Here is a 25,043-nt window from a genome sequence, read left to right as displayed (position 1 = left end):
GCCCGACAACCGGACTCCCTTATCAGCCGAAAGACCGACATCGGCGTTGGGCTGGCAGAATCGATCGCGTGACGATTCGGGTACTCATCGCCGACGACCAGGAACTCGTGCGGACCGGCTTCCAGATGATCCTGGACGCCCAGCCGGACATGGAGGTCGTGGCGACCGCCGCGAACGGCGCCGAGGCGGTCGAGCACGCGCGCAGGCTCCGGCCCGACGTGTGCCTGCTGGACATCCGGATGCCGAAGCTGGACGGCCTTGAGGCCACCAGGCTGCTGGCCGGGCCCGGGGCCAGGGACCCGATGCGGGTGGTCATCGTCACCACCTTCGACCTGGACGAGTACGTCTACGGCGCGCTGCGCGCCGGGGCGACCGGGTTCCTGCTCAAGGACAGCGGGCCCACCCTGCTCATCGAGGCGATCAGGGCCGCCGCGGCCGGGGACGCCCTCGTCTCGCCCTCGGTGACCGTACGGCTGCTCGAACACCTGGCGCGTCCCCGCCACGGCGGCGGCAGGCCGCCGAGCGAGCCGCTCACCGAACGCGAGTTCGACGTCGTCCGTCTGGTGGCCAGGGGAAGGACCAACCAGGAGATCGCCGCGGAGCTGTTCGTCTCGCTCTCGACGGTCAAGACGCACCTGGGGAGCATCCAGGCGAAACTCGGCGCGCGCAACCGGGTGGAGGTCGCGGCCTGGGCCTGGGAATCTGGCGTTGTGGGCTGATTAGCCGGGCGGCCGACGGGATACAAGAAGGGCAGGTCCTTCAGCGCGTCCCGGGGGGAGAGACACATGCGCTTCGTCCCGCCGGTGCCCAGGAGATCGGCCCTCGTCGTCCACGTGACCCTCGCCGCCCAGGTGCTCACGGTCGCCGCCCTGGTGGTCTTCGAGCACGTGCGGGGCAGGCGGCTCGCCCGGGAGATATCGGCGCTCGGCGGTGACCCGCACGCCCCCGGCGCGCAGGCCGTCGTCGGCGCGGTGACCGTCTTCGCCGTCCTGGTCATGCTGGTCGCGGTCGCCACGGTCGCGGGCGCGGCGGCCTATCTGACCTGGCTGGTCCAGGCCAGGCAGAACGCCGCCCTCTCCTGGACGCCCGCCCTGCCCGTACTGGCCGCCTGGCTCGTCCCCGGGGTCAACCTGGTCCTGCCTCCGCTGCTGGTCCACCGCCTGTGGCGGGCCTCCCGCCCGCCCGCCGACCGGCGCCCGCGCTGGGTCGCGCTGCTGGCCGCCTGGTGGCTGAGCTGGCTGGCCACGCTCGCCGTCGCCGTGATCCGGCTGCCCTTCGGCGCCCCGCACGGGAACTCCGACCTCACCGGCCTCGGCCTCGCCGACCTGGCGGTCGTCGCGCTCGGCGCGCTGCTGTGCTCGGCGACGGTGCGGCAGGTCACCGCGATCCAGACGGCGGGCGCGCGGGCCTCGGCGCACGCCCTCACCCTGGCCGCGCAGGCGGGGCCGTTCCACGTGGCGGCCGGAGGGTGGCGTCAGTCCCAGGCCCGCATCAGCAGCCAGCCCTCACCCGCGGTGTCGAAGCGCAGTTCGTAGGTGCCCCGCCCGTCTCCGGGGTCGGCCTCGACCCGCCAGAAACGGCGCTCTCCCGGGTCGCCCTCCGAGGTCTTCCACCACTCGCGTGCGACCACCCACCGGTCGAGCACCTGGCGCACGGCGTAGAGCCGGTCGCGCCAGACGAACTGGACCGGCTGGCCGTCACGGGTCCAGACCTCGATCGGATCACCGTAGAGTCTGCTCACGGCACATCTCCCCGCGGTTCGCGTCCGCGCCCGGGGGAAGACGGGCCTGGCCCGTCGAACATACGTTCTCATGACATGAGGCGCAAGTCCCCCATCTGTCTCACCAGTGGGTTGGCGTCAACCGAGTTGCGGATGCTGAAGGTCACACTGCCCGCACGGTAGCGGTCGTCGGACCACTCCACGGGACGGCCCTCGTGGGTCGTGGTGACCCGGCGCTGACGCAGCAGCGGGCTGCCACGCCGTACGACCAGGAGGCGGGAGTCCTCGACGCCGGCGGAGACCGCGTCGATGAGGTGCTCCCCGTAGGCGAAGACCAGGCCGACGTCCTCGTAGAGGGCCTGGGTGATCGACTCGCAGTCCGGGGGGATCCGTTCGACGGCCGGGGCGATCCAGCCCGCGTAGACGGTGCGTTCGAGCATCACCGGTTCGCCTTCGAGGGAGCGCAACCGCAGCACGGAGAGCACCTGGTCACCCGGCTGGAGCGCCAGCCGTACGGCCTCGGCCGCGTCCGCGCCCCGGCGGCGCTGTTCGAGCACCTGGCCGCTGACCCGGTAGCCCATCGCCTGCGCCCACTGCGCGAAGCTGTTCAGCTCGGCGAAGCTCTGGCTGCGCTCGCGGCCGACCACGATGCGCCTGGCCCCCTGCCGGGAGCCGACCAGGCCCTCGGCCGCGAGCAGGGCGACGGCCTGGCGGACGGTGCCGCGCGAGACGTCGAAGCGGGTGGCGAGCGTCGTCTCCGAGGGGAGCTGGGAGCCCACGGCGTACTCGCCGCACATGATCGCCTCCCTCAGCTCGGCGGCGATCCCCACGTAGCGCGCCGCGGCCCGGCCGCCGGGCTCCGCCCCGTTTCCCGTGTCAACCAAGGCCCCGTCCATTCCTCGTGTCCGCGCTGCGCGCATCGGACGCATCGGGTGCTTCGCCTTCCTCACCCTAGACAAGGGTGAATGACTCATGAAGCCACAGCTCATGCGTTCCCCTGACGTACTTCGAGCGTTCATCGAGGGGCAACCGGGAGCCGACCCGCCAAGGCTAGCTTGTTTGGACAAGTTCGTGAATTTCTGTGCTTAGTGCACGACATCCCCTCTGGGAGAGAACGTGATCTCATCTCGCGTCCGCCTCGCGGGCCTGGCCGCCCTCCTCGCCGCGGGCGTCACGGCGTGCGGCGCGGCCCCGACGACCGCGTCCCCCGCCGCGTCCTCCTCGGACGCGGCCTCCGGCGCCGCGGGACAGGCCCCGGCGGCGGGCGCGGCGGCCACCGCCACCTCGGCGGCCGACCTCGGCGGGCTGGACAAGCTCGTCGAGGCCGCCAAGAAGGAGGGCAGGCTGCACGTCATCGCGCTGCCCCCGGACTGGGCCAACTACGGCAAGATCATCGAGGCGTTCACCGCCAAGTACGGCATCGAGATCGAGAGCGAGACCCCGGACGCCGCGAGCGCCGACGAGATCAACGCGGTGAAGACCCGCAAGGGCCAGGACCGCGCCCCCGACGTGCTCGACCTCGGCCAGTCCTTCGCCATCAGCGGCGCCGCCGAGGGCCTGTTCGCGCCCTACAAGGTGCAGACGTGGGACAAGATCCCGGACAACCAGAAGGAGCCGACCGGCCTGTGGTTCAACGACTACGGCGGCTACGTCTCGATCGGCTGTGACGCCAAGAAGATCGCCAAGTGCCCCGAGTCCTTCGCCGACCTGCTCAAGCCCGAGTACAAGGGCAAGGTCGCGATGAACGGCAACCCCACCAAGTCGGGTTCGGCGTTCGCGGGCGTCTACGCGGCGGCCCTGGCCAACGGCGGTTCCTTCGACGACATCCAGCCGGGCCTGGACTTCTTCAAGAAGCTCAAGGCCGCGGGCAACTTCAACCCCGTCGAGACCACCCCGGCGACCATCGAGAAGGGCGAGACCCAGATCAGCGTCGACTGGGACTACAACAACGCCGCCTACGCCCCCAAGCTCGTCGACAAGGGCCTCGACTGGAAGACCGTCATCCCCTCCGACGGCAAGTACTTCCAGCTCTACGCGCAGGCCATCAACAAGGACGCCCCGCACCCGGCCGCCGCCCGCCTGTGGCAGGAGTTCCTCTACAGCACCGAGGGCCAGAACCTCTACCTCGGCGGCTTCGCCCGCCCGGTGCTGCTGCCCGCGATGCAGGCCGACGGCTCGGTGGACAAGGCGGCCGAGGCCAACCTGCCTCCCGTCGAGGGCGAGCCGACCTTCCCGACCGACGCCCAGGTCGCCAAGGCGAAGGAAGTCCTGGCCACCGGTTGGGGCGCCGCAGTCGGCGGCTGACCCATGGCCGAAACCATGTCCCCTCCCGGTACGGCCGCCGCGGGACGCCGTACCGGGCGCGCCTGGCCCGCCGCCGTGCCCCTGCTGGCCTTCATGGCGTTCGCGTTCGGGATTCCCGCGGTGGCGCTGCTGTCGGGCGCCTTCACCGTCACCGACCCGGCGAGCGGCCGGACCTTCCTCGGCACCGCCAACCTGGCCGAGAGCCTGCGGGGCAACTACCTCACGACCCTGCTGGGCAGCGTGCGCCTGTCGGCGGTGGTCGCGGCGCTCGGCGCGCTCCTGGGCGCCCTCCTCGCCCAGGCGGTGGTCACCTCCTCCTCGGCGGCGCTGCGCGGGGCGGTGCTGTCCGCCTCGGGCGTGCTGGCCAACTTCGGCGGGGTGCCGCTGGCGTTCCTGTGGGTGGCGACCCTGGGCAACTCCGGGGTGGTCACCACGGTCTTCGGGCTCGGCGAGTCGGGCTGGAGCCTGTACGGCTTCTGGGGCCTGGTCCTGGTCTACATGTACTTCTCCGTGCCGTTGATGGTGCTGGTCATGGCGCCCGCCCTTGAGGGCCTGAGACCGCAGTGGCGGGAGGCGGCCGACAGCAGCGGGGCCAGTGCCTGGCAGTACTGGCGGCACGTCGGCGTCCCGGTGCTCGCCCCCTCGCTGCTCGGCGGTTTCGTGCTGCTGTTCGGCGGCGCGTTCGCCGCGTACGCGACCGCGGCGGCGATCACCGGCAGCACGGTCCCCCTGGTGACCCTGCAGATCGCCGACGCCCTCACCGGTGACGTGCTCGTCGGGCACGAGAACGTCGCGCTCGCGCTCAGCCTCGACATGGTCGTCGTGGCGGGCCTGGTCATGGCGGTGCACCTGCCGCTGCAGAGAAGGAGCGGCCGATGGCTGCGGTGACCCCCGTCCTTGAGGCCGCCCCCCGGAGCCTCGCCCCCGCCGGGAGGCGGCGGGTCCGCCTGTGGCGCGGCCTGGCACTGGGACTCGCGGCGGTCTACTTCCTGCTCCCGCTGGCCACCTCGTTCTGGTTCACCGCCTACAACGAGCGTCAGGGGTTCTCCCTGGCCCCCTACCCGAGGATCGTGTCCGCCGAGGGCTTCGGGGCCAGCATGCTGCTGTCGCTCGGCCTGGCCGTGGCGACGATCGTGGTCACGCTCGGGCTCACCCTGCCCGCGACGCTGGCCGTACGGCTCGGCGCGCCCCGGCTGCGGCCGGTGCTGGAGGTGGTCTGCACGCTCCCGCTGGTGGTGCCGCCGATCACGTTCGTCTCCGGGATCGGCACGGTGCTGCGGTTCGGGCCGGACGCGCTGGCCGCGACGCCGTTCTGGGGGACGCTGATGGCGATCCAGGACGAGCGGTTCCCCGTGGTGCTGGTGCTGGCCTACGTGGTGCTGGCGCTGCCGTTCGCCCACCGGTCGCTGGACGCGGGGCTGCGGGCGATCGACGTGCGCACCCTCGTCGAGGCGGCCCGCGGCCTGGGGGCCTCGTGGCCGTACGTGCTGCTGCGCGTGATCGTCCCCAACCTGCGTTCGGCCATCACCGGCGCCGCGTTCCTCACCCTGGCGCTGGTGTTCGGCGAGTACACCGTCGCCGCGCTGCTCGGCTACCGGACCTTCCCCGTCTGGATCGTGACGGTCGCGGGCTCCGAGGGGCAGCTGTCCGTCGCCGTCTCGCTGCTGAGCCTGTTGATCATCTGGTTGCTCTCGCTCGCCCTGTCCGGCGCGGGCGTCGAACGAAGGAGGTCGTCGTGACCGCCGGTGTCGAGTTCCGCGGGCTGCGGCGGGTGTTCGGCCGTACGGTCGCCCTGGACGGCCTCGACCTGACCGTCCGGCCCGGTGAGCTGATGGCGCTGCTCGGGCCGTCCGGCTGCGGCAAGACCACGGCGCTGCGCTGTGTCGCGGGCTTCGAGCACCCCGACGAGGGCGCCGTGATCGTCGACGGCGAGGACGTCACCCGCAGGCCGGCCAACCGCAGGGACACGGGCATGGTCTTCCAGTCCTACAGCCTGTTCCCCAACCTGAACGTCCGCGACAACGTGGCCTTCGGCCTGCGGGTCCGCAAGGTGCCCGCCGCGAAACGGCACGCCAGGGCGGCCGAACTGCTCGAACTGGTCGGGCTTCCCACGCACGGCGAGCGCTACCCGCACGAGTTGTCCGGCGGCCAGCAGCAGCGCGTCGCGCTGGCCAGGGCGCTGGCACCCGAGCCCCGGGTACTCCTGCTGGACGAGCCGCTGTCCGCGCTCGACGCCAAGGTGCGCCTCACCCTGCGGGAGGAGATCCGGCGGCTGCAGCTCGACCTGGGCATCACCACCGTCTTCGTCACCCACGACCAGGAGGAGGCGCTCTCGGTCGCCGACCGGGTCGCGGTGATGCGGGAGGGACGGCTCGAACAGTGCGCCCCGCCCGCCGAGGTCTACGACAGGCCCGCCACGCCGTTCGTGGCCGAGTTCGTCGGCACGATGAACCACCTGCCGGGCCGCCTCTCCGGCAGGGAGGTCACGGTCCTCGGCCTGAGGCTGCCCGTGGAGGGCCCGCTGCCCGCCACACCCGAGGTGGACGTGCTGGCCCGCCCCGAGGCCGTGCTCCTGTCCCCCGACCCGGAGGGGGAGGGACTCGTCGTCGCCTCCTCCTTCCGCGGTTCCTCGGCCAGGCTGCGGGTACGGCTCGGCGACCTGGAGATGCTCAGCGACGTGCCCGGCCACGACACGGCCCGGCTGGCGCCCGGCACCAGGGTCGGCGTCGGTCTCGTACGGCGGCCCGTCCTCGTCGCGGGCCGCGCCGATGCTCCCTGAACCGCCGCCCCCTGAACTGGGCGCCGTCCTGTTCGACATGGACGGCACCGTCGTGGACACCGAGGGGCTGTGGCGGCGGGCGTGCGCGGCGGTGGCCGCCGAACTCGGCCTGCGGCCCGGTGAGGTCGACCCCGAACACGTGCACGGCCGCCCCGCCGAGCACACCGCCGCCCACCTCCAACGGCCCGGCGTTCCCCTCGGGTGGATCAGCGAGCGGCTCACCGGGGAGTTCGCCCGCCTGATCGCCCTCGGGGTGACCCCGCTGCCCGGCGCGCTCGCGCTGCTGGACGGCCTGGCCTCGGCCGGGGTGCCGACCGCCCTGGTCACCGCCTCCTCCCGGCGGATCGTCGAACCGGTGCTCCGTACGGTCGGGGCTGAGCGCTTCCGTCTGGTGGTCGCCGCGGAGGACGCCCCGCGCGGCAAGCCCGCGCCCGACCCCTACCTGCTGGCCGCAGCCGGTCTCGGCCTCGACCCCGCCGTGTGCGTGGCCGTCGAGGACAGCCCCGTCGGCCTGGCCTCCGCCCTGGCCGCGGGGTGCAGGGCGGTCGCCGTCGCGGGGGCGCGCGCCGTGCCGTACGGCGTGCTCTCCGTGAACAGCCTGGAAAAGATCGACGTCACGCTGCTGCGGAGGCTGGTGGCGGGGGAGATCTCGATAGGCTGAGCCGTTCGTGCAATGGCGGATGCGGTGGTTAGGTGTGGCGGTGGACGATCTGGATGCGGGTGATTCCTTCCAAATAGGGCAGTACCGGGTGGTCGGCCAGCTCGGCAGAGGGGGAATGGGCACCGTCTACCTCGGTGAGGCACCCGACGGGCAGCGAGTCGCCATCAAGGTCATCAACCCCGAGTACAGCCGCCACGACCAGTTCAGGATGCGCTTCCGCCGCGAGGCCGACGCCGCCCAGCGGGTACGCAGGTTCTGCACGGCCGCCGTGATCGAGACCGCGCTCGACGGCGACCAGCTCTACGTCGTCACCGAGTACGTCCCCGGCCCCAACCTGGAGGAGGCCGTACAGAACGGCGGGCCGCTGCGCGGCTCCAGCCTCGACTCGCTCGCGGTCGGCGTGGCGACCGCGCTGGCCGCCATCCACTCCGCCGGGGTGGTCCATCGCGACCTCAAGCCCTCCAACGTGCTGCTCTCCCCGGTGGGCCCCCGGGTGATCGACTTCGGCATCGCCCGCGCGCTCGACACGCTCGGCGGGATCACCGGGACCGGAGAGATCCTCGGCACCCCCCGCTACATGGCGCCCGAGGCCCTGCGCGGCGAACCGCTGTCGGCGGCGTGCGACGTCTTCTCCTGGGGCTGCCTGGTCGCCTTCGCCGCCAGCGGCAAGGCCCCCTTCGGCGGGGAGAGCCTGCCGTCGGTGCTCTACCAGGTGCTCAACACCGAACCCTCCCTCGACGGCCTTGAGGGGTCGCTGCGCGAGCTGGTGACCCACGCCATCGCCAAGGACCCCCTGCGCAGACCGACCTCCCAGCAGATCCTCGACCACCTGGTCGGCCGCTCGGCCCCGCACGAGCAGGCCGCGGACTCGGTCCAGGCCGCCTGGCAGCGCGGCCCCGCGGTGCCCGACTTCGTCGAGGCGGGCGGGACGGCCGTGTGGACCGGCCAGGAGCCGCTCGGGACGACGGTCCTGCCGGGCACGCCCCCTCCGCGGCGACGCCGTACCACGAGGACGGTCGTGGTCGGGGCGGTCTCCGCCCTGGCCGTGGTGGTCGCGGGAGCCGGGCTGTTGCTCAGCCTGGCCTCGGGAGGGCCGCCGGAGAACCTCCCCCTGCTCTACCAGGAGGACTTCACCCAGAGCGGCAACGGCTGGAGCGGCGGCGTCTACGACGGCACGTCCGACCGGTACGGCTACTCCCCCGACGGCTTCTACGCCGTGGACGTGGACGGCGGCTACCCGGTGGGACGGCAGAAGGCGCCGATCGGCTTCCTGACCGCCCCGCCCGTGGTCCCCAACCTCCTGGCCAGCCCGACCCCGGTCATTCCCGACCGGTTCCTGCTGGGCGTCGACGCAGGGACCCGCCCAGGAACCGAGGGGCCCGGCGAGTACGGCCTGTTCTGCCGCGGCGAGGAGAGCTACGAGGCGACCCGCTACGAGTTCCTGGTCGACACCCTCGGCACGGCCCGCATCCGCAAGGCCGTCAAGAGCGGCGGCGGCGAGCTGATCAAGGCCGTCCCGGTCGACCTGCCGGAGAAGGGCCCGGTGCGCATCCAGGCCGAGTGCGCCGGCGGCCCCGACGGCGTGCGGCTGACCATGTGGGTGGACGGCGAGCAGGTCGGGACCGTCCTCGACGCCAACCCGCTGCCCAGCGGCCAGGTCGGCGTGCTCGCCCGGGTCGGGGAGAAGAGCAGCGCGACACTCAGGGCGTCCTTCGACAACTTCACCATGCGCGGCGTCCCCCGCGAGGACGACTCCCCCACGCCCTCCGGCGGGAACAGCGAGTGACCCCCACGGGGTTGGGGACGATGATCGAACCATCCAACGAGCGAAGGAGCCAGCACGATGCGTGCCATAGTCGTCTCCGCGACCGGCGGTCCCGAGGTCCTCGCCTACACCGACCACCCGGACCCGGAGCCGAATCCCGGTGAGGTGCTCGTCGACGTCGCCGCCAGCGGGGTGAACTTCATCGACGTCTACCACCGGATCGGCCGCTACCCGCTCTCGCTGCCCTTCGTCCCCGGCAACGAGGGCGCGGGCACCGTGGCCGCCGTCGGCGAGGACGTGACCGGTCTGTCCGTCGGTGACACCGTGGCCTGGGCCGGGGTGATGGGCAGCTACGCCGCCCGCGCGGTGGTGCCCGCCTCGCAACTGCTGGCCGTACCCGAGGGGATCGACGCCGAACAGGCGGCGGCGGTGACCCTGCAGGGACTGACCGCCCACTACCTGACCCACTCCACCTACGAGGTGAAGCCCGGCGACGACGTGCTGGTGCACGCGGCGGCCGGGGGCGTCGGCCTGCTGCTCGTCCAGATCGCGAAGCTGCGCGGCGCCCGGGTGATCGGCACGGTCTCGACCGAGGAGAAGGAGACACTGGCCCGCCAGGCGGGCGCGGACGAGGTGCTGCGCTACGACGGCTTCGCCGAGGCGGTGCGCGACCTGACCGGTTCCGGCGTGCACGTCGTCTACGACGGCGTCGGCGCGGCCACCTTCGACGACAGCGTCGCCTCGCTGCGCCCGCGCGGCATGATGGCCCTGTACGGCCAGGCCAGCGGCCCGGTCCCGCCCGTCGACCCGCAGGTCCTGGCCAGGGGCGGCTCCCTGTTCCTGACCCGCCCCAGCCTCGGTCCCTACGTCGCCACCCGCGACGAGCTGGCCTGGCGGGCCTCGAACATCTTCGGCTGGGTGGCCTCCGGCGACCTCAGGGTCCACATCTCCGCCCGCTACCCCCTGTCCGAGGCCGCCCAGGCCCACAGGGACCTGGAGGCCCGCCGCACCACCGGCAAGCTCCTCCTGCTCCCGTAGGGGCCCTGCGAGGGTTCAGCCCCGCAGGACCCGCCACATGACGGACGGGCGCATGAGGGCGGACGGGGGGTCGAGCAGGCCGGTCACCCGGGTGAAGGCGACCGCGGCCTCGGCGTCGTGCGAGGCGGCCCGCTGCAGCCTGCGGACGTAGGCGTCCATGAACCTGGCCTGCGGGGTCATGGGCACCCCCGTGTCGCGCGCGGCCAGGTCGGCGCCCGTCGACAGCTGCCAGGCGGGGTCGAGGGCCTTGGCCGCCGCGGTGAAGTAGCGGCGGGCCAGGCCCTCGGTGCCCTCGCGCAGGCACTCGCGCATCGCGGACGCCTCAAGCGCGGCGACCGACATCCCCTGCCCGTAGATCGGGTTGAAGTTGCACAACGCGTCCCCGGCGACCAGCAGCCCCTCCGGGAAGCGCGTCAACCGCTCGTAGTGGCGCCGTACGCTGGCCGGAATCCTGGCCAGCCCGATCTCTCCGAGCGGTTCGGCGGCGCGCACCGCCGCGGCCACCTCGGCGGGGACGACCTCATCGACCCAGGCGAAGAAGTCGGCGGGGTCCGCGGGCGCGGGCGCGCCCGCGTTGCCGCCGAGCGTCGCCAGCCAGCGGTCCCCCTCGACCTGGCACAGCGCCACCCCCTTCGGCTGGCCCGGGTAGGTGCCGACGAGGACCAGCCTGTCCTTCATCGACCCCTCGGGAAGGCGCAGGTACCACGTCGCGTAGGACACCTCGACCTTGACGACCTCCTCCTCGGGCCGCTCGAACCCCATCGTCTCCAGCCAGGCGAGCGTCCGCCCTCCCCTGCCCATGACGTCCACGACGAGGTCGGCGGGCAGTTCCTCGTCGGCACCGGCCCGTCCGGCGGTGGCGATCCGCACCCCGGCGACCCGTGCCGTCCCGGAGGAGTCGTCCGTCATGAGGCCGGTGACCTGGCTGCGGTCCCGTACCGTCACCGTCGGCAACGCCCGTACCCTGCCCAGCACGTGCCGTTCGAGGAAGGGCCTGGTCGCCGAGATGCCCCGCTCCCCGGTCGGCGTCCGCGCGAACTCGTGGCCCCCCATGATCATCCGTAAGTGCACGATCATCTCGTACGACACCGCCCCGGCCGCCACCATCTCCTCCGTGACGCCGGGGAACAGCTCCTCGATGATCCGTAACCCCCTGGGCAGCAGGGCGTGGGCGTGGAAGCCCTGCGGCACGCCCCTGCGCGGCCCGTCCGGTCCCTCCCCCGACAGGTCGTCCCGCTCGACGAGCGTCACCCGGTCGTAGAAGTCGGCCAGCGCCCGCGCGGTGAGCAGCCCGCCCATCCCCGCCCCCAGCACAACCGCGTGTTTCCCAGCCCTGCGGATCATCATCGCCTCCCGTCGCCGTACCAACGGTTCGAATCTGCCGGAAAGATCACCGAAGATCGAGACTTGACGTCAGGAAACAGCCGGGACGAAGCCGTCTATCGTGAAGCCATGGATGTGGACACCGCTTTCGTGCTCGGCGGCGGAGGCGTGCTCGGGGCCCACGAGGTGGGCATGCTGCGCGCGCTCGACGAGGCGGGCGTCAAACCGGACGTGGTCGTCGGCACCTCCGTCGGAGCGCTGAACGGCGTGGTGCTCGCGGCCCACCCCGGTGACGCGGTCAGGCACCTCACCTCCCTGTGGCGCTCCGAGGTCGTCCGTACGGCCTTCGCCGGATCGTGGGTCACCCGCCTGTCCACGCTGGCCAGGAGCGGCACCCACCTGCACTCCCCGGAGCCGCTGCGCGAACTGCTGACCCGGACGCTGCCCGTGTCCCGCATCGAGGAGCTGGCGGTGCCGTTCCAGTGCGTCGCCGCCTCCGTGGAGCACGCCCGCGCCCACTGGTTCACCGAGGGCCCGCTGGTCGAGGCGGTCCTGGCCTCGTGCGCGGTGCCCGGCCTGCTGCCGCCGATCCGGGTCGGCGACGACCACTTCCTCGACGGCGGCCTGGTGCACAGCATCCCGGTCGGCCGGGCGGTCGCCCTGGGCGCCCGCCGCGTCTACGTCCTGCACGTCGGCCGGATCGAACGGCCGCTGACCGTCCCGCGCCGTCCCTGGGAGGTCGGCCTGATCGCCTTCGAGATCGCCCGCAGGCACCGTTTCGCCGAGGAGATGGCCGCCCTGCCCGGAGGGGTCGAGGTGCACGTCATGCCCTCCGGCTCGGAGAACAGGCCGGGCGTCGACCTCTCCCAGCTGCGTTACCGGGACTCCTCGCAGATCTCCGGACACATCCGGCGGGCCTACGAGGCCTCCTCCCGCTACCTCGCCGAACTGGCCCGATAGAAGAGGGGGTGGCCATGCTTCCTCCGCGCATCATCCGCCGGTTGGTCCTCGCCCCCCTCGTCATCGTGCTCACCGTGGCCGCGGTGGTCACCCTGCCTGTCTGGCTGCTGGTGGTCACCGCGGCCTCACTGCGCCTGCCGCCCCCGCAACGGCGCGGCACCCGGCTCGTCTGGTTCGCGGTGGCGTGGCTGACGCTGGAGTCCATGGCGCTGATCGCCTGCCTGTGGCTGTGGATCATCGACCTGGGCGGCAGGCTGAGCCACGACGAACGTGAGGAGCGGCACTACGCCCTGGTCAGATGGCTGCTGTCCAGCGTGTACGGCGCCGCCGTACGGATCTTCGGGCTGAGCGTCGAGATAGACGAGCCGAGGGCGACCCCCGAGGAGCTGTCCCGCCGCCTGACCCGTCCGGTGATCGTCCTGTCCCGGCACGCGGGCCCCGGCGACTCCGTCCTGCTCGTCCACCACCTGCTCACCCGGTACGGCAGGCGCCCCAGGATCGTGATGAAGGCGGCGCTGCAGCTCGACCCGTCCCTGGACGTCGTGGTCAACCGGCTGCCGAACGCCTTCGTCCCGCCCGACGTGGAGACGGGCGGCGTCGTCACCGAGATCCGCCGCCTGGCCTCGGACATGGAGGCCGACGACGCCCTGGTGATCTTCCCCGAGGGGGGCAACTTCACCCCGAAACGCCGGGGACGGGCGATCCTGCGCCTGGAGGACCGGGGGCTGCGTGAGGAGGCCGCCCGCGCCCGGCGCCTCGAACACCTGCTGCCGCCCCGCCCCAACGGGGCCCTGGCCGCCATCGAGGCCTGCCCGTCCGCCGACGTGGTCTTCGTGGCCCACACCGGCCTGGACGACCTGGTCACCCTCGGCGACGTCTGGCGCAGGCTGCCGGTGCGCGCGGAGGTAAGGGCGGGGTGGTGGCGGGTGCGGGCGGAGGACGTGCCCACAGGCCGGGAGGAACGGATCACCTGGCTGTTCGACCAGTGGGACAGGATAGACGCCTGGATCACCGAACACCGCTCGGCCCCGGTCGCCGGGGCCGAGGGTTAGGACCTCTCGATCTTCGCGCTGCGGTGCAGCAGGTGGACGTTGCGGAACTTCTGGGTTGGGTCAGCGATCACGCGAAGCCCCGGCTTCCCGGCCAGCGGGGCCAGGTCGAGGTCGGATGTCATGCCTCGCACACTGACCGACCGCAGCTCGGTCAGAGAAGCGAGCGGCGACAGATCCGTCACCTGGGAGGATCTCTCAAGGGAGAGAAACTCAAGTTTCGACAGCTCGGCCAGCGGACCGAGGTCGGAGGCCGGGGTCTCGTAGAGGGTCAGGCTTTCGAGGCCGCGCCGACGGGCCAAGGGTGACAGGTCCCTCACCGGGCACGTCCCGAGACGCAGCAGGAAGAGGTCGTCGAAGGCGTCGAGCGCGTCCAGGTCGTCGACGGTGGTGTCCCACAGGCTCACCGAGCGAAGCCGCGGACAGTGATCGGCCAGGACGCGTAGCCCGCCGGCGACGTCGCCGCCGGAGAGAGCGAAGCTCCCCAGCCGCGGAAGATCCGCGAGGAATCTCAGGTCCTTCAGGCGGGGAGCCTGATGGAGGTGCAGACTCCTCAGCTCGGTCTGCCTGGCGACCGGACCGAAGTCGTCGATCAGCGCCAGACCCGCGAGGGTCAATATGTCGAGACGGGGCATCCGGTCGAGGAAGGCGAGATCTCCGGTGAAGCCACGGCCCTGCAGGATCAGATCCTCCAGCGCGGACAGCCGGGTGAGGGGCTCCAGGTCGGCGGGAAGTGACGACTCCACGTCGATCGACAGCCACTCCAGGCCCGTCAGAGTCCCCACGGCGTCGAGGTCGGCCTCGTCCATGGAGTCCATGGAGTACACGGTCAGCCCGCGTAACCTCGGCAGGCCGCGCAGGAAGTCCAGCCCACCGGAAACGGGACAGGACACGTGGAGGCTGCGCAGCCGCTCCAGACGGTGGAGGCTGCCCAGCAGACGCGGGTTGTCGACCTCCAGCCTTTCATCGAGCAGTGGCGCGTCCGCGAGGACCTCGGTGGCGTAGTGGTCGGGGTCGAAGTAGTCCCACCCGGCGACGAGTTCCTCCTGGACCTTCCCCCGGGGGTCGTCCCGGTACCCGGCGAGCCTGCGCAGCGCGCGCGGGCCGTTGACCAGCCAGCAGGTCCGCACCGTCGCCACCGCCCGCGCCTGCGACAGGCCGCCCAGGTCGTCGGGAAGACGGCGCAGGACCTCCTCTCCCGCGAGCGCGAGCACCCTCGCCTCGGCCGCGTTCCTGGGCGGGATCACCTCGGCCAGGCACGCCTCGACCCGTTCCTCCAGGTCGCGCGGGAGTTCCTGGATCGTCTCCAGGCAGCCGGCGACCAGCAGCCGCAGCCTGCGCGCGTGCCTGTCCCGGCCGTCGATCCGGTCGAGCAGGCCGCCGAGCAGTTCCCGCCGTACCGGGGCGTTGGCGTGCCCGGCGGCCATCACCACCGTCTCGCGCCACTGGTCCAGGTGGGCCCGCTCGACCAGCGGTTCGACGTCGGCGTCGTCGGCCGCCTGCTTGGCCGCGAGATACTCCTGGACCGTCCGGTGCACGAAGTCGATCCGCCCGGGAACCGGCTCCCTGATCACCCCGCTGCGCTGCAGCAGATGGTCGAGTACGGCCCGCGCGGGTGCCTCGACCCTGGGCATGGTCCCGATGCGCTCCTCGACCCGTTTGAGCGCCGTGGCCGAGGAAAGTTCTGAGCGGCCCAGCATCGTGAGCCGCCAGGCCAGGTCCTGGAGGATGCGGACCTTCTGCTCGGGTTCGAGGGTGACCTCGACGGCGATGCCGCGTTCTGCGTCCCGGCGTTCGAGCAGCAGTTCCAGGGCGGCCTCGTACAGGCCCATCCGGTTGCGCGGCAGCTGTTTGCCCCGGTCGAGGTTGAGCGCGCACAGCATCGCCGCGAGCAACGGCGTCGAGGCCAGCGCCCGCAGGTGCGGGCTGCTCTCGAACCTGGCCAGCAGCGCGCCCTCGTACTCGTCGAGCCGCTCCGGCGCGCACGGCAGGCTCCGGGAGCCCCGCATCGCGACGTGCCACTGCCGTACCAGCTCGCGCAGGTCGGCGGGGGTCATGGGCTCCAGCAGGACCGGGGAGAAGCCCTCCTCCGCCAGCCAGCGCGCGTCGGCCGCCGCGGGCCGGGAGGTCACCACGGTCACGGTCCCCGGGTAGGCGGCCAGCAGCCCGCCGAGCCACTGCCTGACCGCAGGCCGGTGCCGTACGGCCAGCTCGTCCACCCCGTCCACGAGCAGCAGGGCGCGTCCCGCGTCGAGAATCCGGTGCGCCCAGCCCTCGGGCATCCGGCCCGCGAGCGGCGCCGCGACGTCGGCGAGGAGGTCCTCGGGGCCCGGCAGCCTGCCCGAGGGGTGGCTGCGGAGCTTGACGAAGAGCGGGACACGGCCCTTCCAGGGGGCCAGGTCCCCGAAGAAGCCGTTCCGCGCGGCGGTCACCGACAGCCAGCGCAGCAGCGTGCTCTTGCCCGAGCCCGCGTCGCCCCGCAGCAGCACCCGGCGGGAACGGCCGAGGGCACTCTCCACCCGCAGGGTCGCCGCCTCGTACCCACCGCCCGCACCGGGCAGGTCGGTCAGGTCGGCGAAGCGCATCCGCTCGGGGACGCGCTCGCGCGAGCGGTCCTCCAGCGAGACGTTGAGGCTGATGTAGGCGACGCTCAGCGTCGCGCGGGGGCGGTAGTTCTCCACCCGGACGCCGAACAGCTCGACCTCGTCGAGGGTGGTGCCGAGGTGTTCGAGATAGCGGCGTTCGAACTCCGCGTCGTCCTGGGTGCCGGTCGGCGCGTCGAGCGAGCGGGCGGGCAGCCTGGCCAGTCCTGAGGCGACCTGCTGGCCGAGGGCGGCGATCCGCTCCTCCACGGCGGACAGGCGGCTCAGGGCCTCGGTGGCGGCCCTGGGGAGATACTGCGGCAGCTGCCTGACGATCCTGAGCAGGCAGTCGAGGCACTCGTCGAGCAGCACGTCGTACAGCCTGGCCCCGGCCTCGCCGAGCTGGCGCGCGGGGTCGCCGAGGCCCTTCCTGAGATCTTTGGCGAGCTTGACGGGGTCCATGTCGGCGGCCATGAGGGCCCTGTCCGACAGATCGGCCGATTCGAGGGCGGCGACGACCTCGTGCAGCACGGCCGTCCTGTCGTTCTCGGTGAGGCCGCCGTACTCCTGCTCGGCGAGGACCGCGATCCGCCGTTCGACGCCGTCCGCGATGGCGGCGAGCTGGCGTTCCAGGCTGCGCCGTACGAACCGGTCGGGGAAGCCGGCCCGGATCAGCTCGGACAGGTCGGCGTCGCGTTCGGCCTTGGCGGCGCGGGCGGCCAGGCCCTCCCGCAGGGCGCGTTCGGCGACGGCTCTGCCCGCTGCGGCGACGACGGCTTCCAGTCCGGACATGCTGCTCCTCGGCGCGCGGTGATCCCCTCCAATGATCAACCAAAAAGACGCCGGTTACTGAAAAATCCGGATAACCACGGAGCTACCAGTCCTGGGAGAGCCCCGACATGCGACGGAAGTACTCGTCCTCGTCGATCTCTCCCGCCGCGTAACGGCGCTTGAGGATCTCACGAGGGTCTTCTTCGAGCGCGGGCCGCGGCTTCCCCCGCAGCATGCGCACGAGCGGCCCCGGGCGGACGACCACCAGGACGATCACCGCGATGACGAGCAGGGGCAGTACGAGCCGGAGCATCACTCACCTCCCATGCTTCTGTTGTGCGAAATTCTGCGAGAAGTCCGGCGCTTCACGCAAGGACCCGCCCGGCGGCAGCACCGGCAGACCCCGGGGGGCACCGCCGTCGAGCAGCCGGAGCAGGGCGCCGGTGTCCAGGTGCCGCTCGACCATGTCGCCCAGGGCGTCCAGCCTCTCCTGCCGCAACGCGGCGAAGGAGACGTCCGGAGCCGGGACGAAGTCACGCCCGCTGACGGCCGCGACGTCGGCGAGGAAAGCCCTGCGGAAGTCGTCGTTCTCCAGCGCCCCGTGCCAGGTGGTACCCCAGACCGAGCCGGAGCGGCAGCCGTCGAGGAAGGGCTCTCCCCCGTGCGCGGTCACCACGCCGTGGTGGATCTCGTAGGCCTCGACCCGGCAGCCGTAAGCGACCCCCGAGGGCCGCCCCAGCGTCTTCTCCGCGGCGAACTCCACCGTCGCCGGCAGCAGCCCCAGCCCCTCGACCGTCCCCTCCCCCGACTCGACGTCGTCGTGGATCGTCCCGGCGAGCATCTGGTAACCGCCGCAGATGCCCAGCACCGCCCGCCCCGGCAGCGCGCCGGCCAGTCCGCTCGCGCGCAGCCACGCCAGGTCGGAGACCGTGGCCCTGGACCCTGGCAGCACCACCAGGTCGACGTCGTCGAGTTCGGCGGGCGAGGTCACGAACCTGACCGTCACCCCGGGCTCCGCGGCCAGCGCGTCGAAGTCGGTGAAGTTGGACACCCTCGGCAGTCTCACCACCGCGACCCTCAGGGTCTGCCGGCCGTACGGCGGGCGGGTGGCCGTGGGCCTGCCGTTCAGGGCCAGGGAGTCCTCCACGTCCAGCCACAGGCCGTCCAGCCAGGGCAGCACGCCGTACACCTCGCGGCCCGTCAGTCCCCTGATCATGTCGAGGCCGGGGGCGAGGATCTCCGGTGCCCCCCTGAACTTGTTGATCACGAACCCGGCCACCAGCGCCTGGTCGTCCGGATCGAGAAGGGCGACCGTGCCGTACAGCGAGGCGAAGACACCGCCCCTGTCGATGTCCCCGACCACGACCACCGGCAGGTCCGCCGCCCTGGCCAGGCCCATGTTCGCGATGTCGCCCCTGCGCAGGTTGATCTCGGCGGGACTGCCCGCCCCCTCGCAGACCACCACGTCGTAGCGTTCCCGCAGCCGCCCGAGCGCGTCCACGGCCACCTGGCGCAGCCGTTCCTTGACGTCCCAGTACTCCATGGCGTCCACCTCGGCCAGCGGTCTGCCCATGACCACGACCTGGCTGCGCCGGTCGCTGCCCGGCTTGAGGAGGATCGGGTTCATGTCCGCGGAGGGCTCAAGGCCGCACGCGGCGGCCTGCATCGCCTGCGCCCTGCCGATCTCGGCGCCGTCGGCGGTGACGAAGGAGTTCAGCGACATGTTCTGCGCCTTGTACGGCGCCACCCGCACCCCCTGCCTGGCCAGCCAGCGGCAGATCCCGGCGGTGACGACGCTCTTGCCCGCGTCCGAGGTGGTCCCGGCGACCAGCAACGCCCCTTTGACCGGGGCCGGAGCATCATGTGGGGGAAGGCTCGTCATACCTCACAGCATGCCGTACCGCCCATGTCGGCCTGGCGGCGTGGGCGGACCTGCCGGCGTGGGGCCGAAAAACGCCGCCTTCGTCGATGCAGGCCAGGGAGCGGGGCCTGGGGCTCGCTCGCACCGCCGGGGACCGCTCTCGCCTCTCTTGCCGCCGCAGGCGCAAAGGATCGCTCCCGGCGCCGTCGGCACAGGAGGCCCTTTCCGGCGCCGTGAACTCAGAGGTCCCCTACCGCCGTCGGCGCAGGAACGTCGCCAGCACCGCCACGCCCGCCGCGGTGAACCCGACCGCCCTGGCCAGCCGTACGGCGCGGCGGATGTCCGGCACCGAGGGCTTGGGGCCGTCGCCCATCTCCGGGCGGTGCTCCACGCGGTCGCCGTACACGTTGACGCCGCCGAGCGTGACGTCGAGCGCCCCGGCGAAGGCCGCCTCGCAGCGACCCGAGTTCGGGCTGGGATGGCGGTGGCCGTCCCTGCGCAGCATCCGCGCAGAACGCCGGGCCGAGCCGCCGACCACGGGCGCGCACACGGCCGTGAGCAGGCCGGTGATCCGTGCCGGGGCGAGGTTGGCGACGTCGTCGAGCCGGGCGGCGGCCCAGCCGAACCGCTCGTAGCGGGCGCTGCGGTGGCCGACCATGGCGTCCAGGGTGTTGACCGCCCGGTAGGCCAGCAGCCCGGGAACCCCGGCCACCGCCCCCCAGAACAGTGGCGCGACCACGGCGTCCGAGGTGTTCTCCGCGACCGACTCGACCGTCGCCCTGGCCAGTTCCGCCGCCTCAAGCCGGGAGGGGTCGCGCCCGCACAGGTGCGAGAGCCTGCCGCGTGCGCCCGCGAGGTCGTCCGCCTCAAGGAACTCCGCCATCGCCACGCCCTCGCGCCCCAGCGTCGTGCCGCCGAGCACCGCCCAGGTGGCCACCGCGCTCAGCGCGCCCCGCAGCACCGGATTGCCCGTCCTGGCCACGGCCACCCCGAGCAACGCCACCGGGCCGACGCACAGCGCGACATGGACGACCCCGGCGGGGCGGGCGTCGCCGTACAGACGGCTCTCCAGCGCCGCCGCGGCCCGGCCGAACAACGCGACCGGATGTCCACGCCTCGGATCACCCAGTACGGCGTCCGCGACGACCCCGGCGAGCATCCCCAGAGCCTCTGCCCGGGTTTCAGATGAGATGGCCATGAAGCCGGTCCTGGTTCCTCTCAAGCCAGGCGCACGCCCGACGGATGCGTGCCCCGGCGCCACCCTCCCACATCCGGGCCCAGCCACCGCCCAGGGACTCCGCCCTGGCGCGCATGGCGACGTAGGAGCGGTTGAAGCGAAGCCTGGACAGGTCGAGCAGGCGGCGACGGTCCCGGGCCGCCAGGCCGTACGCGTCGCAGAACAGTCGCAGCCTCGGCCCGACCGCGAGATCGGCCTGGAGCGGCTCCAGGTCGACGGGGTCGGCGATCGGCGCCCAGTGCCGCAACGTCGTCACCACGTCGAACAACCGGGTCGTCGGCCTGGCCATGTCGAAGTCGATCAACGCGGCGGGCAGCCCGTCCCTGAAGATCACATTGTCGAGGTTGACGTCGCAGTGGCCGACCAGTTCGGCGGGCGCGTCGTCGTTGGACCCCGTCTCCCAGCAGGCGCCCCGGGGCGGGACGAACCCGGCGCAGGCGTCGTGGAAGCGCCGCAGCAACTCCGCCAGGGCGACCAGTGACTCGTCGGTGAGCGCGTAGGCGGGCAGCGGCCTGGGGGCCGACTCCCCCACGACGTAGGTCAGGATCTCCCTGCCCTCCTCGTCGAACCCCATGGTCCTCGGCGCCCCGTCGAATCCGGCGCTCTCCAGGTGCCGCAACAGCGCGTGCACCGACCGCGTCGAGGTGCGGACCGGTCTGCGGACGGTGTCGCCGACCCGCACGACACCGTCGGTCACGTCACCGCCCAGCAGGGGAATCTCCTTCTGGAACGTGACGGCGAACATGGCATACGAGCGTAGACCGCCTTTCCCTTCGAGGAGAACGATTTCCGGTGAAACGCCCAACGCGCCGCAGATCACCGCCCCTACGACCACTCCGCCGGGCAGATGTCCCCTGGGTACGCTCCCCGGCCTCCGGCCTGCGGAGTGATCCTCGCGACACAGACGGGAAACCGATGCGTACGCACTCCCCGGATCATGCACAATTAAGCGGGAGCGCCCTTAGCTCAGCTGGATAGAGCACCGGACTTCTAATCCGACGGTCGCAGGTTCGAATCCTGCAGGGCGCGCTTCGCATGACCAGCCAAAAGAGCCTCTGACCAGCGGCGACGCCGGGCGGAGGCTCTCTTGACGTGTGCGGTTGGGGGCGGGCGGCTGCGGCTGGTTGTGCCTAATGTGTGCACAAGTTTCCAGGCCTGCCGCGGATCACGCGCCGTCTCCTCCCGGGCGCTTGGCGATTCGGCGCTTGGCGGCCTCGTCCTGGCCGGCGATGCACTTGGCATAGATCCTGAGCAGGACTTCGGTTTCGGTTTCGGCGTCGAGCTCCTGCCCCGCTTTGTTCAGCTGCGGCCCAGCCCTGTGAAGAACAGCGACAACGGCCACGACCGTGAGAGCCGTCAAGGTGGAGCGGCACGCGCTCCTCACGGTCGATGTGAAGACCCGCGTCGGCGGTGTCTCCGTCTTCGGCGTCATGGTCATGGCGGCTTCGAGAGCGTCGCGGGTAGTGGTGTTCCTCGATCGGGTGGTGGCTCTTCGTACCTGGGTGAGGCGCAGAAGCCGCCTGGCGGGTTGCATGGGCAGGGTGATCGTGCGCAGGCGAACAGCAGGATGCCCCCGCCTCCGGCCGGAGACTGCGGGGGCGCCAACCGCGCCGGCCATGGGACAGGCGGACGGGATATGTCCCGTTCGTCACAGGTATATGTCGTAGTAGTACCCCCGCATCCCCGGGCGCGGATCGCCGTTGTAGTAGTAGCAGTCGGTTATCAGCAGGTCGGTGAACACCTCCAGCAGCGCCGCATTGCAGGCGGCCAGGGTCGGATAGGGGCCTCTTCGATACCACTGCTCCATCAGGGAGGGGTGCTCACCGGCAGAGGCGGTGGTGGCGCTCGCCCGGCTGGAGGCGACGGCGGGTGTCGCGCCGGCCAGGACGCCGGCGCTCATCGCCACCAGTACGGCTGCGGTGGACAGTCGACGGATTTTCACGAGGTCTCCTTGCGGCCGGCGGGGGGACGCCTTCAGATGAGCACCGATCGGCCGGGGCGGGGAGTTCCCGGTTTCCCGTATTTCGGCGGCATGGTCCGATGAACGGGCCGGTTTGTGCCGTGCTGAGGGTCATGGGAGGTACACGTCGAAGTACCAGCCCGTCGGCCAGCCCTGGTCGCCGTCGTAGTGGTAGCAGCCGCTCGCCGAGGTGTAGTCGCCCCGGTCGGCGCCCTCCTGCCGGGCCGTCCGGCATGCCTCCTGGGAGGAGAAAGGTCCCTGCCGGTACCAGTCCGGCGGTAGGGACACAGAGGAACGGGCCTCAGCAGCGGACGTTGTGGCGGTGTCGGCGGCGGTCGCGGTCATCGCACCGGACAGGGCGCCGGACAGGGCGCTGACTCCCGAGACGAGCACGAGCACCGCTACGGCGCGCAGGATGCGGATCTTCACCACATGGCTCCTCTGCAAGGCAGGAATGATCGCCTCAAGATGACCATCGAATGCCCGGGTCGAGGAGCTAACGCTTTCTCATATTTCGGTCGCATGGTGCCGTTCCGCGACCTGCCGGACCGGGCCCGAATCAGTCGCTTACCCGGTCGGCTGTCACGCCGCCCTCGTGCCCGGCCTCGGCGGCGTTCGTGAAACAGCGAGGTTCACGCAGCCGGTGACTCTGGACCCGTCACCGAGGCGGCCCGGTGGACGGCGGGACGCCTTCGCGCGACATCACAATGTCCTGCCAGCCTTCGACTGACAGGACATTTGATATTTCAGACACGGCGAAGAGGGTCGGTTTCTTGTTTTATCCGGGGCATTCGCTGCGGGCGATGAATGCCGGAGGGGTCAGCAGGGTTCGATCACGGAAATGCGGTCGTTCCAGGAGCCTCCGCCCGGATAGGTGTCCTTCGTGAGGTTCTTGTAGTAGTGGCCGTGGTCAACGGCCAACTCGAAGCTTGCGCCCGCGGTGTCTCGTGCGCACAGCAGGTATCCGGTGTCGTTGTACACCGAACTGACCTGGTTGTCGTTGTATGTGAGAGCCCCGCCGGGCGCCGAGAAGCACTCGCGCGCGCCGCCGAAGTCCTTGTGCTGGTAGGTGCAGAACAATCCGGCCTGAGGGGCCGTTTGGGCTGCCGAGGCTGGAAGCGCGCCCATCCCTGCGATCACCGCCACGGCCAAGGCGGTCAACGTACGCGCGGCGAGACGCGCGGATTCCTTGCGCATGAGAGCGCCCTTTCTTCATGGGGATTTCATTTACTTAGACCCTGCTGGAGGCCGCGGCCGCGACAGACATAGGGTGGCATTTCTTCGGGAGCCGCGCAATGGTGTTTACGGTAGCCCGAAAACACTTTCCGAAGCTTCCTTATTAATTTCGCTCAGGCGCGGGCGATCGGTGGCGCTCTCGACTTGGCGAAGGCACAGAAAGCGCTTACCGAACTCTTTAATGTCCGCTTCTGGCCAAGGGGTGAGACCGCTCTCCCGGGTTACCTTCGAGGCGCTCCCCCGAACGGTCTCGCCGGCCCCCTCCGTGAAAGGGCGCCCCCATGTCCTTCAAGCGCTTCGCCGTCACCGCCGCGGCTGCGGTGCTCGCCGCCCCGCCGATGGCCGTTGCGGCCGCTTTCTCCGATCCTCTGCCGGAGTTCGTCTGCGCGACGGCGAGGTGGTGGGACGGCGGCAGCCTGACCTGGTCCGGGAGGCCGACGCCGTTCCTGGACGCCAATGGCTGTGACGGGCCCGGACCGGTCAACGGGCCCGCTCGGATCGCGGTCACGTCTTGGGGCTATGTCTTCGTCTGCCGTGTGACGATGGCCGGAGTAGGGCAGCCCAATGTGACGGGCTATGACTGCGAATTCGCCGGCTAGCCGGGAGTCTCGCCCGGCGCGGCCCCCTGCCCGGCCTTCCTCATCATCCTCATCGCCCCTGTGAGGGGCCGGCGCCCCGCCTCCAGCATGGAGGCGGGGGCGCTGTCGCTTGCGGTCGTCGACGTCGCGGAGCAGACTGAGGGGGCTCATCATCCTCAGAGGGGTCGCAGCAAGAACACCGGAACCGGCGACTCCCCGACCTTGCCTCATCACCCTTGTGAGGGTTCGCGACATGTAAGGCCAGACGCCGCCGTTCTGGTACTCGCCTCATCACCCCGTGAGGGGTCACAGCGCGCAGACGCCGTTCACGCCCCGTGCGGGACGCCGCGTCCTCATCGCCCCCACGAGGGGTCGCAACACGTCCGAGCAGGAGCCGTCTGTGGCCTGCAGCGAGACTTCCTCACATGAGGACGCCCGGTCCTTCTGGACGGAGGCGTTCCCGGCTTGGCGAAGGCGCGGAAAGCGCTTGCCTCGTCCTTCCTGGTGCGTATCGTCCGCTTAGGAAAGTTTCTTACTGGAAGTGCCATTTACCTTCGGAATCGGAGGAAGCGCACATGAGAAGAAACCGGGTTACGGCCGCGTCCGCCACCGCCCTGCTCACCGCCTCCCTGCTGGTGGGCTCCGCATCCCCCGCCCACGCCACCCTGACAGGCTGCACCGCGTGGCACTCGGGTAACACCGCCTACAGCCAGTGCACGGGCGGCACGGGCCGGCAGGCGATCCACGCCGAGGGCCTGCACGTAAACCCCCAGGTGGGGTACATCTACCGCGATGGCGACCCAGTAGGGGTGGGCGAGATCTCGTCCGCGTACATCTCGGGCACCCTCCTCGGCTACAGGATCATCCTGCTCGACTGACGCGGCACTGAACGGCATGACGGCGCCCCCGCCTCCACGGAGGACGGGGGCGCACCGTTCGTCAGGCCACGGGCGCGGTCACCACATGCCGACATCCTTGGCACAGCCGCAGGAGCCTGGAACGTCGTTCGAGAGTTCCGGAGCGTCCAGGGCGGGCAACGGGACGGGACCGGTCAGCGCGGAGGCGTCCAGCCGGGACAGAGTCACGGTGCCGGGGTCGGCTTTCTTGTAAGCGGCAGGGAGGGCGGCGGCGTGCGCACGCGACGCGGCGTCGGCCCGCTCGCCGTCGAACTCTCCGTTCGCGTCCAGTTCCCAGGCGTGGGTGCGCATCGGCATCGTGA

Annotated in this window: 26 protein-coding genes and 1 tRNA gene; 14 read left to right on the top strand and 13 right to left on the bottom strand. The window is 71.5% G+C overall.

Translation table 11 applies throughout. The features are described from left to right. Positions 1–68: 68 nt before the first annotated feature. The gene (locus tag ABT340_RS11730) at positions 69–719 is read left to right on the top strand and encodes a response regulator (RefSeq protein ID WP_352010660.1); all 651 of its coding nucleotides are present in this window, start codon (positions 69–71) and stop codon (positions 717–719) included. A 66-nt stretch (positions 720–785) separates the two neighbouring features. Next, positions 786–1,535: a DUF4328 domain-containing protein gene (locus tag ABT340_RS11725; RefSeq protein WP_352010659.1), complete on the top strand. Its 750-nt coding sequence runs from the start codon at positions 786–788 to the stop codon at positions 1,533–1,535. Here the strand turns inward: ABT340_RS11725 and ABT340_RS11720 are convergent. Both ABT340_RS11720 and ABT340_RS11715 read right to left on the bottom strand, forming a co-directional pair. Beyond that, a complete protein-coding gene (locus ABT340_RS11720; protein WP_352010658.1) occupies positions 1,475–1,741 on the bottom strand; it encodes a DUF6504 family protein in 267 nt (88 codons plus the stop codon). The two genes, ABT340_RS11725 and ABT340_RS11720, sit on opposite strands and share 61 nt — an antisense overlap. Before the next feature lie 68 nt (positions 1,742–1,809). Beyond that, positions 1,810–2,604: a GntR family transcriptional regulator gene (locus tag ABT340_RS11715; RefSeq protein WP_352010657.1), complete on the bottom strand. Its 795-nt coding sequence runs from the start codon at positions 2,602–2,604 to the stop codon at positions 1,810–1,812. Between the two features lie 232 nt (positions 2,605–2,836). Here ABT340_RS11715 and ABT340_RS11710 point away from each other — a divergent pair, with 232 nt between their 5' ends. Genes ABT340_RS11710 through ABT340_RS11680 form a run of 7 tightly spaced genes read left to right on the top strand, consistent with a single transcriptional unit; the run spans position 2,837 to position 10,267 of the window. Further along, entirely contained in the window at positions 2,837–4,024 is a 1,188-nt protein-coding gene (locus ABT340_RS11710) for an ABC transporter substrate-binding protein (RefSeq protein WP_352010656.1), read from the top strand. Between the two features lie 3 nt (positions 4,025–4,027). Then, positions 4,028–4,912 carry an ABC transporter permease gene (locus ABT340_RS11705; RefSeq protein ID WP_352010655.1) on the top strand — a complete coding sequence of 295 codons (885 nt, stop codon included), beginning with the start codon at positions 4,028–4,030 and terminating at the stop codon, positions 4,910–4,912. After that, positions 4,900–5,763, top strand: a complete 864-nt coding sequence (locus tag ABT340_RS11700) for an ABC transporter permease (protein ID WP_352010654.1) — start codon at positions 4,900–4,902, stop codon at positions 5,761–5,763. The genes ABT340_RS11705 and ABT340_RS11700 overlap by 13 nt, the downstream gene beginning before the upstream one ends. After that, on the top strand, positions 5,760–6,803 hold the full coding sequence (locus ABT340_RS11695; protein WP_352010653.1) for an ABC transporter ATP-binding protein: 1,044 nt from the start codon (positions 5,760–5,762) through the stop codon (positions 6,801–6,803). The genes ABT340_RS11700 and ABT340_RS11695 overlap by 4 nt, the downstream gene beginning before the upstream one ends. Then, a complete protein-coding gene (locus tag ABT340_RS11690) occupies positions 6,793–7,464 on the top strand; it encodes an HAD family hydrolase (RefSeq protein ID WP_352010652.1) in 672 nt (223 codons plus the stop codon). Before ABT340_RS11695 ends, ABT340_RS11690 begins: the two co-directional genes overlap by 11 nt. A 40-nt stretch (positions 7,465–7,504) precedes the next feature. Further along, complete coding sequence (locus tag ABT340_RS11685) at positions 7,505–9,250, top strand: serine/threonine-protein kinase (protein ID WP_352010651.1); 1,746 nt, start codon at positions 7,505–7,507, stop codon at positions 9,248–9,250. A gap of 57 nt (positions 9,251–9,307) precedes the next feature. Then, on the top strand, positions 9,308–10,267 hold the full coding sequence (locus ABT340_RS11680; RefSeq protein ID WP_352010650.1) for a quinone oxidoreductase family protein: 960 nt from the start codon (positions 9,308–9,310) through the stop codon (positions 10,265–10,267). A 15-nt stretch (positions 10,268–10,282) separates the two neighbouring features. On the opposite strand, the gene ABT340_RS11675 is transcribed toward ABT340_RS11680, so the two are convergent. Further along, complete coding sequence (locus tag ABT340_RS11675; RefSeq protein ID WP_352010649.1) at positions 10,283–11,611, bottom strand: FAD-dependent oxidoreductase; 1,329 nt, start codon at positions 11,609–11,611, stop codon at positions 10,283–10,285. A gap of 108 nt (positions 11,612–11,719) precedes the next feature. Here ABT340_RS11675 and ABT340_RS11670 point away from each other — a divergent pair, with 108 nt between their 5' ends. Continuing rightward, on the top strand, positions 11,720–12,550 hold the full coding sequence (locus ABT340_RS11670) for a patatin-like phospholipase family protein (protein WP_352010648.1): 831 nt from the start codon (positions 11,720–11,722) through the stop codon (positions 12,548–12,550). A gap of 14 nt (positions 12,551–12,564) precedes the next feature. Next, positions 12,565–13,602 (top strand): 1-acyl-sn-glycerol-3-phosphate acyltransferase, encoded by a 1,038-nt coding sequence (locus ABT340_RS11665; protein ID WP_352010647.1) that lies wholly within the window; start codon positions 12,565–12,567, stop codon positions 13,600–13,602. Here the strand turns inward: ABT340_RS11665 and ABT340_RS11660 are convergent. The 5 genes from ABT340_RS11660 to ABT340_RS11640 all read right to left on the bottom strand — a co-directional run bounded on the left by ABT340_RS11660 (position 13,599) and on the right by ABT340_RS11640 (position 20,795). Then, positions 13,599–16,973 (bottom strand): NACHT domain-containing protein, encoded by a 3,375-nt coding sequence (locus ABT340_RS11660; RefSeq protein WP_352010646.1) that lies wholly within the window; start codon positions 16,971–16,973, stop codon positions 13,599–13,601. The two genes, ABT340_RS11665 and ABT340_RS11660, sit on opposite strands and share 4 nt — an antisense overlap. 82 nt (positions 16,974–17,055) lie before the next feature. Continuing rightward, the gene (locus ABT340_RS11655) at positions 17,056–17,265 is read right to left on the bottom strand and encodes an SHOCT domain-containing protein (RefSeq protein ID WP_352010645.1); all 210 of its coding nucleotides are present in this window, start codon (positions 17,263–17,265) and stop codon (positions 17,056–17,058) included. Positions 17,266–17,268: 3 nt separating this feature from the next. Further along, entirely contained in the window at positions 17,269–18,834 is a 1,566-nt protein-coding gene (locus ABT340_RS11650; RefSeq protein ID WP_352010644.1) for a cobyric acid synthase, read from the bottom strand. Between the two features lie 229 nt (positions 18,835–19,063). Then, the gene (locus ABT340_RS11645; protein WP_352010643.1) at positions 19,064–20,011 is read right to left on the bottom strand and encodes a cobalamin biosynthesis protein; all 948 of its coding nucleotides are present in this window, start codon (positions 20,009–20,011) and stop codon (positions 19,064–19,066) included. After that, the gene (locus tag ABT340_RS11640; protein WP_352010642.1) at positions 19,995–20,795 is read right to left on the bottom strand and encodes a phosphotransferase; all 801 of its coding nucleotides are present in this window, start codon (positions 20,793–20,795) and stop codon (positions 19,995–19,997) included. Before ABT340_RS11640 ends, ABT340_RS11645 begins: the two co-directional genes overlap by 17 nt. Before the next feature lie 210 nt (positions 20,796–21,005). On the opposite strand from ABT340_RS11640, the gene ABT340_RS11635 reads away from it, so the two are divergent. Continuing rightward, a tRNA-Arg gene (locus ABT340_RS11635) sits at positions 21,006–21,079 on the top strand. Between the two features lie 136 nt (positions 21,080–21,215). On the opposite strand, the gene ABT340_RS11630 is transcribed toward ABT340_RS11635, so the two are convergent. The 4 genes from ABT340_RS11630 to ABT340_RS11615 all read right to left on the bottom strand — a co-directional run bounded on the left by ABT340_RS11630 (position 21,216) and on the right by ABT340_RS11615 (position 23,207). After that, complete coding sequence (locus tag ABT340_RS11630; RefSeq protein WP_352010641.1) at positions 21,216–21,488, bottom strand: hypothetical protein; 273 nt, start codon at positions 21,486–21,488, stop codon at positions 21,216–21,218. Positions 21,489–21,698: 210 nt separating this feature from the next. Further along, on the bottom strand, positions 21,699–21,992 hold the full coding sequence (locus ABT340_RS11625) for a hypothetical protein (protein ID WP_352010640.1): 294 nt from the start codon (positions 21,990–21,992) through the stop codon (positions 21,699–21,701). Between the two features lie 129 nt (positions 21,993–22,121). Next, complete coding sequence (locus ABT340_RS11620; RefSeq protein ID WP_352010639.1) at positions 22,122–22,439, bottom strand: hypothetical protein; 318 nt, start codon at positions 22,437–22,439, stop codon at positions 22,122–22,124. A gap of 390 nt (positions 22,440–22,829) precedes the next feature. Beyond that, on the bottom strand, positions 22,830–23,207 hold the full coding sequence (locus ABT340_RS11615; RefSeq protein WP_352010638.1) for a peptidase inhibitor family I36 protein: 378 nt from the start codon (positions 23,205–23,207) through the stop codon (positions 22,830–22,832). Positions 23,208–23,527: 320 nt separating this feature from the next. On the opposite strand from ABT340_RS11615, the gene ABT340_RS11610 reads away from it, so the two are divergent. Next, complete coding sequence (locus ABT340_RS11610; RefSeq protein ID WP_352010637.1) at positions 23,528–23,845, top strand: hypothetical protein; 318 nt, start codon at positions 23,528–23,530, stop codon at positions 23,843–23,845. A gap of 554 nt (positions 23,846–24,399) precedes the next feature. After that, positions 24,400–24,702 carry a hypothetical protein gene (locus ABT340_RS11605; protein WP_352010636.1) on the top strand — a complete coding sequence of 101 codons (303 nt, stop codon included), beginning with the start codon at positions 24,400–24,402 and terminating at the stop codon, positions 24,700–24,702. A 78-nt stretch (positions 24,703–24,780) separates the two neighbouring features. Here ABT340_RS11605 and ABT340_RS11600 read toward each other — a convergent pair whose 3' ends face one another. Further along, complete coding sequence (locus tag ABT340_RS11600) at positions 24,781–25,038, bottom strand: hypothetical protein (protein ID WP_352010635.1); 258 nt, start codon at positions 25,036–25,038, stop codon at positions 24,781–24,783. Positions 25,039–25,043 lie beyond the last annotated feature (5 nt).

Origin of the sequence: Streptosporangium sp. NPDC000239 (assembly GCF_040300765.1) — a bacterium.
Taxonomy (GTDB): Bacteria; Actinomycetota; Actinomycetes; order Streptosporangiales; family Streptosporangiaceae; genus Streptosporangium.
Note: the sequence above shows the minus strand (reverse complement) of the source record. Positions and strands in the feature narration are given on the sequence as shown.

Bases quoted from the DNA above. Each gene is read 5' to 3' on its own strand.
- ABT340_RS11725 (WP_352010659.1), top strand. From the start codon at position 786: ATGCGCTTCGTCCCGCCGGTGCCCAGGAGATCGGCCCTCGTCGTCCAC.
- ABT340_RS11705 (WP_352010655.1), top strand. From the start codon at position 4,028: ATGGCCGAAACCATGTCCCCTCCCGGTACGGCCGCCGCGGGACGCCGT.
- ABT340_RS11700 (WP_352010654.1), top strand. From the start codon at position 4,900: ATGGCTGCGGTGACCCCCGTCCTTGAGGCCGCCCCCCGGAGCCTCGCC.
- ABT340_RS11690 (WP_352010652.1), top strand. From the start codon at position 6,793: ATGCTCCCTGAACCGCCGCCCCCTGAACTGGGCGCCGTCCTGTTCGAC.
- ABT340_RS11680 (WP_352010650.1), top strand. From the start codon at position 9,308: ATGCGTGCCATAGTCGTCTCCGCGACCGGCGGTCCCGAGGTCCTCGCC.
- ABT340_RS11675 (WP_352010649.1), bottom strand. From the start codon at position 11,611: ATGATCCGCAGGGCTGGGAAACACGCGGTTGTGCTGGGGGCGGGGATG.
- ABT340_RS11670 (WP_352010648.1), top strand. From the start codon at position 11,720: ATGGATGTGGACACCGCTTTCGTGCTCGGCGGCGGAGGCGTGCTCGGG.
- ABT340_RS11665 (WP_352010647.1), top strand. From the start codon at position 12,565: ATGCTTCCTCCGCGCATCATCCGCCGGTTGGTCCTCGCCCCCCTCGTC.
- ABT340_RS11660 (WP_352010646.1), bottom strand. From the start codon at position 16,973: ATGTCCGGACTGGAAGCCGTCGTCGCCGCAGCGGGCAGAGCCGTCGCC.
- ABT340_RS11655 (WP_352010645.1), bottom strand. From the start codon at position 17,265: ATGCTCCGGCTCGTACTGCCCCTGCTCGTCATCGCGGTGATCGTCCTG.
- ABT340_RS11650 (WP_352010644.1), bottom strand. From the start codon at position 18,834: ATGACGAGCCTTCCCCCACATGATGCTCCGGCCCCGGTCAAAGGGGCG.
- ABT340_RS11645 (WP_352010643.1), bottom strand. From the start codon at position 20,011: ATGGCCATCTCATCTGAAACCCGGGCAGAGGCTCTGGGGATGCTCGCC.
- ABT340_RS11640 (WP_352010642.1), bottom strand. From the start codon at position 20,795: ATGTTCGCCGTCACGTTCCAGAAGGAGATTCCCCTGCTGGGCGGTGAC.
- ABT340_RS11630 (WP_352010641.1), bottom strand. From the start codon at position 21,488: ATGACCATGACGCCGAAGACGGAGACACCGCCGACGCGGGTCTTCACA.
- ABT340_RS11615 (WP_352010638.1), bottom strand. From the start codon at position 23,207: ATGCGCAAGGAATCCGCGCGTCTCGCCGCGCGTACGTTGACCGCCTTG.
- ABT340_RS11610 (WP_352010637.1), top strand. From the start codon at position 23,528: ATGTCCTTCAAGCGCTTCGCCGTCACCGCCGCGGCTGCGGTGCTCGCC.
- ABT340_RS11605 (WP_352010636.1), top strand. From the start codon at position 24,400: ATGAGAAGAAACCGGGTTACGGCCGCGTCCGCCACCGCCCTGCTCACC.
- ABT340_RS11600 (WP_352010635.1), bottom strand. From the start codon at position 25,038: ATGCCGATGCGCACCCACGCCTGGGAACTGGACGCGAACGGAGAGTTC.